Here is a 12,734-nt window from a genome sequence, read left to right as displayed (position 1 = left end):
CGGTTATCCCAAATCCCTGTGGGATTTGTGGTTTAGTCGAGAATCAGGTGCGGCAAGAACCGGCTCGAATCCTTGGTGATCAAACTGTTGTCCTCCCGCACACCAATCCCTGCAGCCTGATCGCCAATCACCCAGGAACCGATCAGGGTGTAGCTGTCGCCAAACTTCGGCAACGGCGCGAATTCCTGCAGGATAAATGGCGCATCCGTGTAGGGCCCGTCCTCTTTGACGATCAGACCATCCGTCGTTCGCAGCTCAATGTTGGCGCCTTCGCGGGAGAAGTACGGCTTGCGTACCCAGCCCTTGGGCACAGCGCTGGCCGGGTTAGGGTCGAGATGCGCCGCCAGCAGATTCGGATGCCCTTTGTGCAGTTCCCACAGTAATGGCAGTGCACCCTTGTTCGACAGAATTGCCTTCCACGCCGGTTCGAAAAACTGCGTATCGCACTCGGCAATCGCCGCGCCGAAGGGTTCGTGGAAGATGAATTCCCAGGCATGCAGTTTGAACAGGTGCGGGATCCAGCGATCTTCCAGGTCGACGAAGCGCCCTTCAGCCGTCAAGCCAATGTCTTCGATATCGATGTGCCGCGACTCGATGCCGACCTTCTCGGCGATCAGGCGCAGGTAATCCGTGGTGCCCTTGTCTTCGACCGAGTCTTTCATCGAAGCGAAGTAGAACGGCCGCTTCAGTTGCAGCTCGGCGAAGGCCTGATGCAGCTTGGTATCGATGCTGTTGAACTGGTCGGCATGGCGCGGTAGCGTGCCACGCTCGATGCATTGCTCCAGCCAGCCCCACTGGAACGCCGCCGCTTCGTAAAGACTGGTTGGCGTGTCGTAGTTGAGCTCCAGCAGCTTCGCCGGGCCGTTGCCGCTGTAGGAAAAGTCCATGCGTCCATACAGATGCGGATGACCTTCCCGCCAGGACGTGCGGATCATGTCGTAGTACGCCGCCGGGATGCTCAGGCGATCCAGCAACTCTTCGCTGTTAACCACACGGTCGACCAGATCCATGCACATCTCGTGCAGTTCGGTGGTCGGGTCTTCTAGATCGTTTTCGATTTGCGCAAGCGTGAACTGGTAGTACGCGCTTTCGTCCCAGTACGGCTCATCGTCGATGGTGTGAAACATGAAACCGAGGCTCTCGGCGGTCTGTTTCCAGTCGGGGCGCTCGGCGCAGAGGATCTTCTTCATCGTCAGCTGCTCGAACGACCAGAACCAGAACTGCTGCCCCAACCACCCCAGCCGCTACGGGCACTGGACTGGCTGCCGAAGCCGCCGCGTGAGGTCGAAGAAGCCACGTTGACCGGTTTGCTTTTGCTGCTCTCGTAATCCGTTTGGCTGCGCGTCGTGGTTTCGGCCCTGCGGTACTGCGTCGAGGTGTTGTACGGCTGGCGCGTTTCGCGATCGCGGTAAACCGTGCGTTCGGCGTTGTTGCTCATCGCGTTGCCGATCAGCCAGCCGGTCAGCCAGCCATTTCCGCCACCGCCACCGCTGGAGACGTGCGAAGTACTTTGCACATTCTGCGCCGTTGCACTGCCGGCGGGCATTTGGGCATTAGCGATGGCGTCGAGGTTCTGCGCCGGCTCACCTTCCTTAGGTACTTTGAAGCCGCCGAGTCTCGGCACGAAGCGGCCGTCAGAGTTCTTCTGGCACCAGTCAGCGGCAAAGTCCGCGTCGCACTTGGCCTTGTTGTCGTACGCCGGGGCAATGCGCCGGTGTTCGGTCAGGGCGGCGATGTAGGCGTTGGAGCAGACATCGGCGGCCACTTCGGCGTCGACGCACTGTTCCATATTCTGGAAACTGCGTGGTTGATCCGCGGCCGTCGCCTGGCCGGAAATGGCCATGGCCACCGAGGCGGCAAGGGACAACTGAACGTATTTGCTGCGTTTCATCTAAGGCTTCCTGCCGATCAGTTGGACGGTGTCATGCACGCGGCGTTGAGCATGCCGACGCTGATCGCGACCGCAGCGACATAGATACCCGAAGCCACTTCGCCGTTGGCGATGCGCTGGGAGGTGCCTTTGAGCACTAGACCCGTGGCGAGGAATGCCAGCAGTTGCACCACCGCGGCAATCACAGCCCAGAGCACGAAGTCGAGGACGTTGACCGAAAACGCAATCACGTTACTGGCCGGAATCGCGAAGCCGATGATCGCGCCGGACAGGGCGATGGCGGCGGCAACGTTGCCGGAGCGGATCAGCTCGAACTCCTTGTGCGGCGTGATGCGCGTGTAGACGAATTGAAACAGCATGAACAGCAGCACGGCGCCGATGAGGTAGACGACGAAACCGACCAGAGCGGTTTTGTTCAGGGAAACGGCCAGCACTTCCAGCATGAAAAACTTCCTTTTTAAATGGTGCTCAGATCTGTCGTGTACAGCGAAATGCCGAGCGAGGTGCTCAGGCTGACGGTGCCTTCTCCATCCTGTTCGACGGAGAACAGCAGCAATTCGCGGCGATCGGTCAGGCCGGTCTCGCGCGCGTAAAGCATGGAGTGGTGTTCGATGGTGTAGCTCTCGTCCGGATTGACCACTTGTTCGGTCATCGGTACCAGTTCGGTCTGGCCTTGTTCGGTGCCCCACTCGCGGGTGTATTCGACACCTTCGTGGGTGTAGGTCGGCAGGCCGATCGCGCTGTTGGGGCCGGCAAGACGCTGCAGTTCGGCGTCACTGTTGACCGTCACGTAACTGAGGTAGTTGAACAGGGTGACCGATTCGATCTGATCGTCACCGGTGACGTGGATCTGTAGCCAGAAATCCTCGTCGTTCATGTAATAGCGGTGCAGTTTGTTGGACTGGCCGAGGTCGACCCAGCCGTGGCTCCAGATCGCCTGATCAAAGGGCACGCGCACCGTGGTCGAACCGTCGAGCAACAGCGCCAGCGTCGTATCGAACCTGACAGCCTTGCCCTGAGCCATGCCGAGTGGGCCACTGGCAACGGTTGGTGTTGGCGCAGCGGTCTGCCAGTTGCTGGTGCCCAGCAAGTCTTTAAACCATCCCATGGGTACGTTCCTTGAAGCGGGTGGAGGTGTTCGTCGGCGAAAAAACGTCGCTAGTGTACCGGGCGAACCGGTGAACGAGCAGAAGGATTTTTACGCCGCAAACCATGTGGGAGCGAGCTTGCTCGCGAAGAGGGCATATCAGTCAATATTGATGTCGACTGATACGACGCTTTCGCGAGCAGGCTCGCTCCCACAGGTTTTGTGCAAATGCTTACTGCGAGGACTTTTGCTTCAGGCGTTCAAGAATCGCATTGGCGCTGCCTTCGTTCGGCGTGATGCCGGCGTCGCGCAGTTTGCGTTCCAGGTCGTTGCCGGTAGAGGCGTCAGCCAGCTCATCGGCCGCGCTCAGTTCCGCCGCACGTTGCTGCTGCTTGGCCTGCAGACGGTTCAACGTACCGACGGCAGTTTCCAGTTTGCCATTGGCGCCGCCGCTGGCGATGGAAGCGCTGACCTGGGCTTTCTGCACGCTTTCGCGGGCCTTGGCCATGTCCACTTGCTGGCGCAGGCTCTTGATACGCGACTCGGCTTTGCTGATGTCTTTGCGCATGTTTTCGGCGTAAGTACCGAATTCGTCGCTCTGCTTTTTCTCAACATCCAGCTCGTTGGTCAGGGTCGAAATCGCTTCGGCCACTTCCAGCGCCAGGTCTTCACGGCCGGCGTTCAGCGCCGAGACGGCTTTGGCTTCCAGATCCTTGATCTTGGCGTCGTACTCGCTTACGCGGTCGGCGGCCAGTTTGTGTTTGGCCATGATGGTGACCAGCTCGCGACGTGCGTTCGACAGGGCGGTGTCGGCATCGCGGATTTCCTGATCGAGGATGCGCAGGGCCTGTTGGTCCGCGATCGCTTCGCCGACTTCATTGGCGCCGCCGCGCAGTGCGGTGAACAACTTGCTCCAGATGGACTGAGTCATTGGATTTTCCCTGTTGATTACTTGAAGAAGTGTTCGAAGGCTTCGCTCGCGCGCTGCACGTTATCGACCAGGGTTTTCACCTCGGTAACAACGTTGGTCAGGCTCGAGTCGGCGCTGAGGGCGCCAAACATGTTGTAAACGGTCTGCCCGTTCGGCATCGACTCGATACCGATCGACGACAGCGGGAACATTTCCCGGCTGCGCAGCACGGCATCGTTGAAGGCGCGCACGTCGCTGATCGAATCGATATCCACCAGCACGGTGTCGACGATGATCTGCTGGCCGGCCAGGGCGATGTGAATCGGCAGACCGCCGAATTCGTTCATTTCCAGCTTGATACTGGGTTCGGAGCTCTGGATCAGCGACAGCGTGATTTCTTGCGAAGCCACCTCGTCGAGGGCCTTGAGGGCGTTGAAGAGGCTATCGATGGTCCAGTTGTTGCCTGCGCTCATGTAATTCTCCGACATGAAAGAGCCAGCCAGAATCGGTTGGCGTAGCTGTTGCTCCATTTGCTTGAGCAAGCTTCGGTTTTCAGGAAGCACCCAAGTTTCGTGTTTCACATAACCTGCTGCGGCCAGGCCTGCGCGCATCTGCTTCATATAGAAACTCGAAGGTTTTTTCGCAGACGGTTTCGCGCGCTCCCCCTTGGGACTCTCTGATTTCGCGGTGGAGGAACGGCTTTTCATGGCAATGGCTCGGTTATGGACATCTCACGCGTGAGCCACACTACAACCAATTCAAAGTGCCATCAATGGCTCACGCGTGAGATTTTTATGACAGGCGAAAAAAGGCCCGCTACGAGGCGGGCACAGGTTTTTCGCAGAATGACTCAGTGATTGGCAGCGAGGTATTCGTCAGTAGATACCACGCTGGCGTAGGCGAAACCGAGCGCCGACATGAACGCGGCATGGACGTGTGCCGCCGGCACCGTCAGACCATTGAACGCCAGGTCACGGCTGGCGCAGGCGTCATGAATCACCGTGACGGCATAACCCAGATCCGCCGCCGCACGGGTAATGCCGTCAATGCACATGTGGCTCATGCTGCCGACCACCACCAGCTCCTTGATGCCTTGTTCGTCGATGATCGCTTGCAATTCGGTTTCGCGGAACGAGTTGACGAAGTGCTTGAGTACCACCGGTTCATCGGCGCGATTGAGCACTTTCGGGTGTAGCTTGGCGCCGTCCGAGCCCGGGGTGAAAAACGGCGCGTCCGCTGAGGTGAACTCGTGGCGGATGTGGATGACCGGATTGCCGGCCTCGCGGAAGGCGGCGATCAGCCGGGCGGCGTTGTCGGCGGCGGCATCAGCACCGGCCAGCGGCCACTTGCCTTGGGGGAAGTAGTCGTTCTGGATATCGACTACGATGAGCGCTTGCTTGGCCATGGGTGTGTCCTCGATGGATTGGCTGGAAGTGGCTGCAGTATTGGCGCTGATCAGCGATTCGGGGATTGGCCGCACCGACAATAGACAGGGGAAAACTGACAATGGGCGCAGAAAGTGCCGCCATCGCTGAATTGGGTGTGCTGATCTATCCAGGCGCGCAAATGGCGGCGGTGCATGGTCTGACCGATCTGTTTGCGGTGGCCAACCGGATAGCCGCTGAGCATCAGGCCGCGCAGTTGCCGGTGCTGCGGGTCAGTCACTGGCAGGTCGAAGGTGATCAGCCGCCAAGGCGCACTTACGCCAGTCATGCGGGGGACGACAGCGCTTTGCTGGCGGTATTGATTCCGCCATCGATCGGCGGGTTCTCGGCGGCGCAAGCGCCGGCCAGCCTGATGCAATGGTTACGGAATCAACATGCCCACGGTGCGACGCTAGGCGGGGTTTGCGTAGGCTCGCTGATGTTGGCCGAAAGCGGTCTGCTCGACGGCCGTAGCGCCACCACCCATTGGACCTCGGCCAAGGCCTTCGCCGAGCGTTACCCGAAGATCAAGCTCAAGGCTGATACCCCGATTGTCGACGACGGCGACTTGATCACCACAGCCGGATTGATGGCTTGGTCGGAACTGGGATTACGCCTGGTCGACAGGTTGCTCGGGCCGAGCATTGCCACCGGCACCGCGCGATTTCTGGTGATAGAGCACAGTGACAGCGCCAGTGAGTGCGGCAGTAATTTCGCGCCGATACTCGGTCATGGCGATGCGGCGATTCTCAAGGTTCAGCATTGGCTGCAAAGCACCGGCGCGACGGATGTTTCGCTGACGGCGATGGCCGAGCGGGCAGGCCTGGAGGAGCGCACGTTTCTGCGCCGGTTCCGTGCGGCAACCGGGTTGAAACCGACCGAGTATTGCCAGCATCTGCGGGTGGGCAAGGCACGGGAAATGCTCGAATTCAGTAATGGCACGATTGATCACATTGCGTGGACGGTGGGTTATCAGGATCCGGGGGCGTTTCGCGCGATCTTCAAGAAGATTACCGGGCTGGCGCCGAGTGATTATCGGACGCGGTTTGGTGTGTCCCCAAACCCGAAAGCATCCATTACCTAATGTGGGAGCGAGCTTGCTCGCGAAAGCGGTGGGGCAGTAAGTTAGATTTCGACTGACACGACGCCTTCGCGAGCAGGCTCGCTCCCACATTGAACTCCACCGGGTCATAGATCGTGCAATTTGCCGGGATTCGGCGCGCGGTCGTGCAGATTGAAACAGGCGCGGTGCCAGTACGATTCTGGCAAGTTTCTGATTAGGCTAGGATTTTTGTGGAGCAGCCGTTGGCCTGATCTCTGCACCTCTCACCGCCACAGTCATCGAACCGATGGAAGGGGGACGCATGACCCCGACACCCAGCAGGAAAGTCGTGGTTGCCCACTCGGTGCGCCCTGACGCGCCGCAGCACGAAGTGCAAACCAATAAAGCCCTGGCGCGCTGGCTGGCGCAGATTCTCGGATGCAAATTCGGCGGCAGTTACGATCCGGACAAACATCGTGGTCGTGAGCTGTATCTACTGCCGACGCAAACCATTGTCGGCACGGCCAGCGCTCAGCAACTCGGCATCAAAGGTCCGGACGATCTGTGGGGCGGGTTCGTCGAGCACGACTTCATCTGCACCAAAGCCATCAGCCACGGCCTGCGCAGTCATCTGGCCCACGCGCCGCAGGGCTGGTCGCCATTGTTTTCCGAGCGCGTGCGCAACGTGGTGCTCGACGGCCTCAGCGTGTTTGCCCTGGAAGATGCACGACCCGCCGCCGAACACCTGCTGTACAGCGGCCCGATACGCATGAAGCCGGTTCACGCCTGCGCCGGTCGTGGCCAGGAAGTGATCAAGAGTCTCGATGCCTTCGACGAAATCCTGTCCCGACCCGACATTGCAAAGCAGTTCAGCGAAGGCGTGGTGCTGGAGCAGGACTTGAGCGACGTTGTCACCCACAGCGTCGGCCAGTCGTTCATCGGCGATAAAGTGCTGAGTTACTGCGGTGATCAATACTTGACCAAAGACGCCCACGGCGAAGAGGTTTACGGCGGCTCGAACTTGCTGGTAGTGCAGGGTGGTTACGACCAATTGCTGGCGCTGGAACTGCCCGACGATGTTCGCCTGGCCATCGAGCAGGCGCAGGTCTTCGACGGTGCTGCGGATGAAGCCTATCCGCGCTTCTATGCCTCGCGGCGCAATTACGACATCGCCCAAGGCCTGGACAGCAACGGTCAATCCCGCAGCGGTGTGCTCGAACAATCCTGGCGCATGGGCGGTGCCAGCAGTGCTGAAGTCGCGGCCCTGCAAAGTTTCGTTAACGATCCGGGGATGCGTGCGATTCGTGTGTCTTCGGTGGAAACCTACATCGATCAGCCGCTGCCGGCGGATGCCATCGAGGTCTATCGCGGCCCGGCTGAGAACAGCGAATTTCTCCTCAAATACGTTACGGTCAAATCCTATGACGGCTAGAAGCGAAAGCATTCAAATCGACATTGATGATGAACAGATGAGCGGGACCTTTCTCAGTCCCAAATCAAAAGTGCCTGGCGTGTTGTTTGTCCACGGTTGGGGCGGTAGTCAGGAGCGTGATCTGGAGCGGGCCAAAGGCATCGCCGGTCTCGGGTGTGTGTGCCTGACGTTCGACTTGCGCGGACATACCGGCGGTACCGGGATCCCGCTGACCCGCGTGACTCGCGAAGATAACCTGCGTGATTTGCTCGCGGCGTACGATCGTCTGCTCGCGCATCCGGCGCTCGACACTTCGGCTATCGCCGTAGTCGGCACCAGTTATGGTGGGTATCTGGCGGCCATCCTTACCTCATTACGCCCGGTACGCTGGCTGGCACTGCGCGTACCGGCGCTGTATCGCGATGAGCAATGGCACACACCCAAGCGCGATCTGGACAAGGCGGATTTGCGTGATTATCGAAGCACGCTGGTGCGCGCGGACACTAACCGCGCGCTGCATGCCTGTTCACAATTCACCGGGGATGTTTTGCTGGTGGAGTCGGAAACCGATGATTACGTGCCCCATGCGGCGATCATGAGTTACCGCGCGGCGTGTCAGCAGACCCATTCACTGACGCACAGGATTATCGATGGCGCCGATCATGCGTTGAGCGAACCGGTGTCGCAGCAGGCGTACACCTCGATTCTGGTGGACTGGATTACCGAGATGGTGGTGGGCGAGCGGTTGAGTATTATCCAATCCGCATGATTTTTTAGTGTTCTTTCGAACGCTATCGCGAGCAGGCTCACTCCTACATTTTGGAATGTGTTCACTTGTAGGAGTGAGCCTGCTCGCGATAGCGATTTTGAATTCAAAAACTAACTCAAGAGGGGTTTTTCTCGATCCGAAGCGCCTTGGCCTTGGCCTCAACCACCAGATACATCACCACCGTAATCAACAACGGCAACAGAAAATAAATCGCCCGATACGCCAGTAAACCCGCCACCAGACTGCCGCGCGAAGCCTCGTGTTGCAGCAGTGCTACAAACACCGCTTCCAACACCCCAAGGCCCGCCGGAATGTGGGTGATGACCCCGGCAATCGCGCTGATCAGCAACACACCCAGCACTAACGGATAATCCAGTTTGCTCGGCAGCAACGTGAAGATCACCGCCGCCATCAGCGACCAGTTCAACGCTCCCAACAGCAGTTGCAGGACCGCCATGCGCAACGACGGCAGATTGATTTCCACCCCGCGAATCGACCACTCGCGGCGCTTGGAAAACTGGCACGCCGCGAGATAGCCGGCGCTGATCAGTAATAACAAAACACCAATGCCTTGCAATGCATCACTGCTGACTTTCCAGCCCGGCGGCATACGCACCAGTCCACTGCTGAACACCACGCCGGCAATGGTCATGTAGCCAAACCAGTTGGTCGCCAGGCTCAGCCCGAGAATCTTGGCGATGTTGCCTTTGCTCACGCCCAGTCGCGAATACAGGCGATAACGCATGGCAATGCCGCCGACCCAGGCACTGAGATTGAGGTTGAACGCATAGCTGATGATCCCCACCGGCAAGATCTGTTTCCAGGTCAGGTCCTGACGAATGTAGGTGCGGCCGATCAGGTCAAAACTGGCGTAGACCAGAAAACTCAGCAGGGTCAGGCCGGCGGCGATGATCAGCGTGCGCAGCTTGAAGTCGGCAAGGGTTTGCAGCACTTCGGCCCATTCGATACGCGTGGCGAACAGCGTCAGCAAGACGATCAGTGCGAGGAAAAACAGCAGGCTCAACGGGCGTTTCCAGCGACTCCATTTCGAGTGCGTCGCTGGTGCCGAATGACCGCTCGAATGCGCTTCGGAATGGCTCATGGCGTGTTTCCTCGAAATGGCTTGAGCCGTGGTTTGTGCGCCGGCAGCCAACCGGCCATCGCCGGAAAATGCCGCAAGAAATGGAACACCAGAAAACCCACGGTCATGTGCCAGATCCGACCACGCGGCGACTTGCTCGGGTCCATGGCTTTGCAGTGGTTCTGGCTGAGGTCTTCAAGACGCTCGAACAGATGCTGATTGAACGCGCGGTCGCGGATCAGCACGTTGGCTTCCAGGTTCAGCGACAGACTCAGCGGATCGAGATTGCTCGAGCCGACGGTGCTCCATTCTTCATCGACCAGCGCGACTTTGCCGTGCAGCGGGCGCTGGCAATATTCGTGGATCTGCACCCCGGCCTTGAGCAAGTAGTCGTAGGTCATGCGCGCCGCCAGTTTGGCCACCAGCATGTCCGGTTGCCCCTGCAGAATCAGGCGCACCTCGACTCCACGGCGTGCGGCATTGCGGATTTCCCGCAACAGGCGATAACCGGGGAAGAAGTAGGCGTTGGCGATCACGACCCGGCGTTTGGCGCGGCGCAGCACCTGCAGATACACGTCTTCGATGTCGGAGTTGTGCTGGTCGTTATCGCGGAATACCAGGCGTACTTGACCGTCGTGATCGTTGAAGGCCATTTCCGCGCGGCGCTGGCGTCGGCGTTGCCACCAGAAGCGTGCGCGTCCGGGGCGACCGCTTTGCAGCAGGGCAAAGTGGTGGATGTCAGCGACCACCGGCCCCTGGACTTGCACCGAGTAATCCTGCTTGGCTTCGGGGCCAAAATCGGCCAGGTGATCGCCGGAAAAGTTGATCCCGCCAATAAACGCGACCAGGCCGTCGACCACCACGATCTTGCGGTGCAAGCGGCGGAACCAATTGGTGCGAATGCCCAGGCGTTTCGGTGCTGGATCGAAAATTTGCAGATGCACGCCGGCCTCACTCAGCGCGGTGAGATAACCGGTGCTCAACTCGCCGCAACCAAAACCGTCGAGGCTGACGGTGGTGCGCACACCGCGCCGGGCGGCGTCGATCAGAATCTCCTGCAACTCGGCGCCGACCTTGTCTTCGAAAACGATAAACGTCTCAAGGAGGATTTCACTCTTCGCCGCGCGCATCGCGTCGAACACTCGCGGGAAATACTCCTCGCCGTTCTCCAGCAACTCAACGCGATTGTTGCCCTGCCAGCTGTACTCGACATCAACATGGCCGGGCTCACGTATCGGCGGGTTGATGGCGATCGGTTCCACGGCGGATTTCTCCAGCGGCGCACTGCTCATAGTTCGATCTCTACCGATAAAGGAACGTGGTCGGAAAGGTGCGACCAGGGCCGGTTCGCCAGGACTTTCGGCTGGCTGGCCTTGAGGTTGCGCACGTAAATACGATCAAGCCGAAGTGCTGGCAGGCGCGCGGGAAAGCTGCGCGCCGGTTTGCCCTGGTGCTCGGCGAATACTTCGCGCAGGCCGCAGGGTTTGAGCTGCGCATCGGCGCGCTGGCGCCAGTCGTTGAAATCGCCAGCGACGATCACTGGTGCGTCGTCGGGCAACTCCGCCAAGCGTTGCATGAGCAAGTCCAGCTGGGCGTTGCGATGACTCTCGCGCAGGCCCAGATGCACGCAGATCGCATGCACTTCGGTGCCGTCACCGGGCAGGCGCAGCACGCAATGCAGCAGGCCACGGTTCTCATGGCCGCGGATCGATACGTCGAGGTTATCGTGGCGAATGATCTGGAATTTCGACAGCAGCGCGTTGCCGTGATCGCCCTCCGGGTACACCGCGTTGCGCCCATAGGCGAACTGCGGCCAGAGGCTGTCGGCGAGGAATTCGTATTGCGGCATCGTCGGCCAATTGTTGTAGCGCTTGGGGTGCTGTTCGTGGGTGCCATGGACTTCCTGCAGAAACACCACGTCGGCGGCGACGCTGCGCACCGCTTCGCGCAACTCCGGCAGGATGAAACGCCGGTTGAGGGCGGTGAAACCCTTGTGGGTATTGACCGTCAGCACGGTGAACGTGCGTACCGATGGCGCGACTACCGAGCCTTCGTCTGTGAAACCGACCGGTTCCGGAATGCTCATGCCAACACTCCTTCGCCAGCGGGTTCGCCGGGGGTGGTGGCGAGGTTTTTATCCAGTTCGAAACGGTGCAGCAGATCTCGGGCGTCGTACGGCGCGCGGACTTTGATGTCGTTATCGAAATAGCAGAACACCTCCCGGGATTTGCGTGCGCGTGGCTTCAAGCGTGGCGCGATCAGATGAGCATCTTTGGGTTGCTCGCCGTGGTGCCAGGCGTCGATGCGCTCGGCCCAGCGCTTGAGTGCCGGTGCGGTGTAGCCACTGGCATAAAGTTCTTCGGCGCCGTGCAGGCGCAGGTAGACAAAGTCGCTGGTGAGGTCTTCGCGGTACGGCCATTTATTGGCGGTGTCGGCGATCACCAGTGCGGTGTTGTGGCGTTTCAACAAGCGCACAAAGTCGGGATCGAGGAAGCTATCGTTGCGGATTTCCACGGCATGGCGCAGTGGCTTTTTGCGCCAGGCTTTCATGTTGGCGTGGCCATGCAGGTGGGAGTCGTGTTGATGGGCGAGGGTGGCGGCGGCTTCGGTATCGTGGGGCAGTAGCGCGAGGAAATGTTCAAAGCGCTCAGGCTCGAATTTGAAGTTCGGCGGGAACTGCCAAAGGATCGGCCCGAGCTTTTCCTTGAGTTCCAGCACCCCCGAGGCGAAGAAATTGGCCAGAGGCTTTTCGATGTCGCGCAAGCGGCGGATGTGGGTGATGAAGCGCGGCGCCTTGACGCTGAAAACGAAGTCGTGCGGCGTTTCGGCGTACCACTGCGAATAGCGTTCGGGCCGTTGCAGGGCGTAGAACGATCCATTGATTTCGATGCTGTTGACCGCCCGCGAAGCGAACTGCAATTCGCGTTTCTGCGCCAGTCCCTTGGGGTAGAAGTCCCCGCGCCACGGTGCGTAGCGCCAGCCGGAAATACCGATGTGGATCGTTGCCATGCCGCCCTCCGTCGAAAGTCCTCGTGTTGCCGGTATCTTTTGATGACTGCGGGCGGTTCGGGAAAGTTTCGATGGCGTTACGGACGGTCACATCCAAAGCGCAGATCAAA

General features: G+C 59.6%; 14 protein-coding genes. 3 read left to right on the top strand and 11 right to left on the bottom strand.

Annotation, left to right across the window (positions count from 1 at the left end; genetic code table 11):
• Positions 1 to 32: 32 nt before the first annotated feature.
• From H8F23_RS15625 to H8F23_RS15595, 7 genes are all read right to left on the bottom strand, one after another.
• Positions 33 to 1,190: a glutathionylspermidine synthase family protein gene (locus tag H8F23_RS15625; RefSeq protein WP_194934952.1), complete on the bottom strand. Its 1,158-nt coding sequence runs from the start codon at positions 1,188 to 1,190 to the stop codon at positions 33 to 35.
• A gap of 2 nt (positions 1,191 to 1,192) precedes the next feature.
• Complete coding sequence (locus H8F23_RS15620) at positions 1,193 to 1,891, bottom strand: DUF1190 domain-containing protein (RefSeq protein ID WP_194934951.1); 699 nt, start codon at positions 1,889 to 1,891, stop codon at positions 1,193 to 1,195.
• A 17-nt stretch (positions 1,892 to 1,908) separates the two neighbouring features.
• Positions 1,909 to 2,334, bottom strand: coding sequence for a DUF350 domain-containing protein (locus H8F23_RS15615; protein ID WP_007917221.1), 426 nt, complete (start codon positions 2,332 to 2,334; stop codon positions 1,909 to 1,911).
• A 14-nt stretch (positions 2,335 to 2,348) separates the two neighbouring features.
• Positions 2,349 to 2,999, bottom strand: coding sequence for a DUF2491 family protein (locus tag H8F23_RS15610; protein WP_194934950.1), 651 nt, complete (start codon positions 2,997 to 2,999; stop codon positions 2,349 to 2,351).
• A 211-nt stretch (positions 3,000 to 3,210) separates the two neighbouring features.
• Entirely contained in the window at positions 3,211 to 3,909 is a 699-nt protein-coding gene (locus H8F23_RS15605; protein WP_186621716.1) for a PspA/IM30 family protein, read from the bottom strand.
• 17 nt (positions 3,910 to 3,926) lie between these two features.
• The gene (locus tag H8F23_RS15600; protein WP_194934949.1) at positions 3,927 to 4,595 is read right to left on the bottom strand and encodes a YjfI family protein; all 669 of its coding nucleotides are present in this window, start codon (positions 4,593 to 4,595) and stop codon (positions 3,927 to 3,929) included.
• A 143-nt stretch (positions 4,596 to 4,738) separates the two neighbouring features.
• Positions 4,739 to 5,293 carry a cysteine hydrolase family protein gene (locus tag H8F23_RS15595; protein WP_194934948.1) on the bottom strand — a complete coding sequence of 185 codons (555 nt, stop codon included), beginning with the start codon at positions 5,291 to 5,293 and terminating at the stop codon, positions 4,739 to 4,741.
• 101 nt (positions 5,294 to 5,394) lie between these two features.
• On the opposite strand from H8F23_RS15595, the gene H8F23_RS15590 reads away from it, so the two are divergent.
• The 3 genes from H8F23_RS15590 to H8F23_RS15580 all read left to right on the top strand — a co-directional run bounded on the left by H8F23_RS15590 (position 5,395) and on the right by H8F23_RS15580 (position 8,534).
• Complete coding sequence (locus tag H8F23_RS15590) at positions 5,395 to 6,396, top strand: GlxA family transcriptional regulator (protein WP_194934947.1); 1,002 nt, start codon at positions 5,395 to 5,397, stop codon at positions 6,394 to 6,396.
• A 280-nt stretch (positions 6,397 to 6,676) separates the two neighbouring features.
• A complete protein-coding gene (locus tag H8F23_RS15585; RefSeq protein ID WP_194934946.1) occupies positions 6,677 to 7,786 on the top strand; it encodes a DUF3182 family protein in 1,110 nt (369 codons plus the stop codon).
• Positions 7,776 to 8,534, top strand: coding sequence for an alpha/beta hydrolase family protein (locus H8F23_RS15580; protein ID WP_093434434.1), 759 nt, complete (start codon positions 7,776 to 7,778; stop codon positions 8,532 to 8,534). The genes H8F23_RS15585 and H8F23_RS15580 overlap by 11 nt, the downstream gene beginning before the upstream one ends.
• Before the next feature lie 115 nt (positions 8,535 to 8,649).
• Here H8F23_RS15580 and H8F23_RS15575 read toward each other — a convergent pair whose 3' ends face one another.
• From H8F23_RS15575 to H8F23_RS15560, 4 genes are read right to left on the bottom strand one after another with little or no spacing between them, the layout of a single operon-like run.
• Positions 8,650 to 9,636, bottom strand: a complete 987-nt coding sequence (locus tag H8F23_RS15575; RefSeq protein ID WP_093434437.1) for a lysylphosphatidylglycerol synthase domain-containing protein — start codon at positions 9,634 to 9,636, stop codon at positions 8,650 to 8,652.
• Positions 9,633 to 10,907 (bottom strand): cardiolipin synthase ClsB, encoded by a 1,275-nt coding sequence (gene clsB, locus H8F23_RS15570; protein ID WP_194934945.1) that lies wholly within the window; start codon positions 10,905 to 10,907, stop codon positions 9,633 to 9,635. Before clsB ends, H8F23_RS15575 begins: the two co-directional genes overlap by 4 nt.
• Complete coding sequence (locus H8F23_RS15565; RefSeq protein WP_194934944.1) at positions 10,904 to 11,701, bottom strand: endonuclease/exonuclease/phosphatase family protein; 798 nt, start codon at positions 11,699 to 11,701, stop codon at positions 10,904 to 10,906. Before H8F23_RS15565 ends, clsB begins: the two co-directional genes overlap by 4 nt.
• Complete coding sequence (locus H8F23_RS15560) at positions 11,698 to 12,624, bottom strand: DUF72 domain-containing protein (RefSeq protein WP_194934943.1); 927 nt, start codon at positions 12,622 to 12,624, stop codon at positions 11,698 to 11,700. The genes H8F23_RS15565 and H8F23_RS15560 overlap by 4 nt, the downstream gene beginning before the upstream one ends.
• Positions 12,625 to 12,734 lie beyond the last annotated feature (110 nt).

This window comes from Pseudomonas neuropathica (assembly GCF_015461835.1).
Classification (GTDB): Bacteria; Pseudomonadota; Gammaproteobacteria; order Pseudomonadales; family Pseudomonadaceae; genus Aquipseudomonas; species Aquipseudomonas neuropathica.
Note: the sequence above shows the minus strand (reverse complement) of the source record. Positions and strands in the feature narration are given on the sequence as shown.

Coding starts and splice junctions, on each gene's coding strand:
- H8F23_RS15615 (WP_007917221.1), bottom strand. CDS start 2,334: ATGCTGGAAGTGCTGGCCGTTTCCCTGAACAAAACCGCTCTGGTCGGT.
- H8F23_RS15565 (WP_194934944.1), bottom strand. CDS start 11,701: ATGAGCATTCCGGAACCGGTCGGTTTCACAGACGAAGGCTCGGTAGTC.
- H8F23_RS15575 (WP_093434437.1), bottom strand. CDS start 9,636: ATGAGCCATTCCGAAGCGCATTCGAGCGGTCATTCGGCACCAGCGACG.
- clsB (WP_194934945.1), bottom strand. CDS start 10,907: ATGAGCAGTGCGCCGCTGGAGAAATCCGCCGTGGAACCGATCGCCATC.
- H8F23_RS15585 (WP_194934946.1), top strand. CDS start 6,677: ATGACCCCGACACCCAGCAGGAAAGTCGTGGTTGCCCACTCGGTGCGC.
- H8F23_RS15625 (WP_194934952.1), bottom strand. CDS start 1,190: ATGAAGAAGATCCTCTGCGCCGAGCGCCCCGACTGGAAACAGACCGCC.
- H8F23_RS15595 (WP_194934948.1), bottom strand. CDS start 5,293: ATGGCCAAGCAAGCGCTCATCGTAGTCGATATCCAGAACGACTACTTC.
- H8F23_RS15620 (WP_194934951.1), bottom strand. CDS start 1,891: ATGAAACGCAGCAAATACGTTCAGTTGTCCCTTGCCGCCTCGGTGGCC.
- H8F23_RS15610 (WP_194934950.1), bottom strand. CDS start 2,999: ATGGGATGGTTTAAAGACTTGCTGGGCACCAGCAACTGGCAGACCGCT.
- H8F23_RS15580 (WP_093434434.1), top strand. CDS start 7,776: ATGACGGCTAGAAGCGAAAGCATTCAAATCGACATTGATGATGAACAG.
- H8F23_RS15605 (WP_186621716.1), bottom strand. CDS start 3,909: ATGACTCAGTCCATCTGGAGCAAGTTGTTCACCGCACTGCGCGGCGGC.
- H8F23_RS15590 (WP_194934947.1), top strand. CDS start 5,395: ATGGGCGCAGAAAGTGCCGCCATCGCTGAATTGGGTGTGCTGATCTAT.
- H8F23_RS15600 (WP_194934949.1), bottom strand. CDS start 4,595: ATGAAAAGCCGTTCCTCCACCGCGAAATCAGAGAGTCCCAAGGGGGAG.
- H8F23_RS15560 (WP_194934943.1), bottom strand. CDS start 12,624: ATGGCAACGATCCACATCGGTATTTCCGGCTGGCGCTACGCACCGTGG.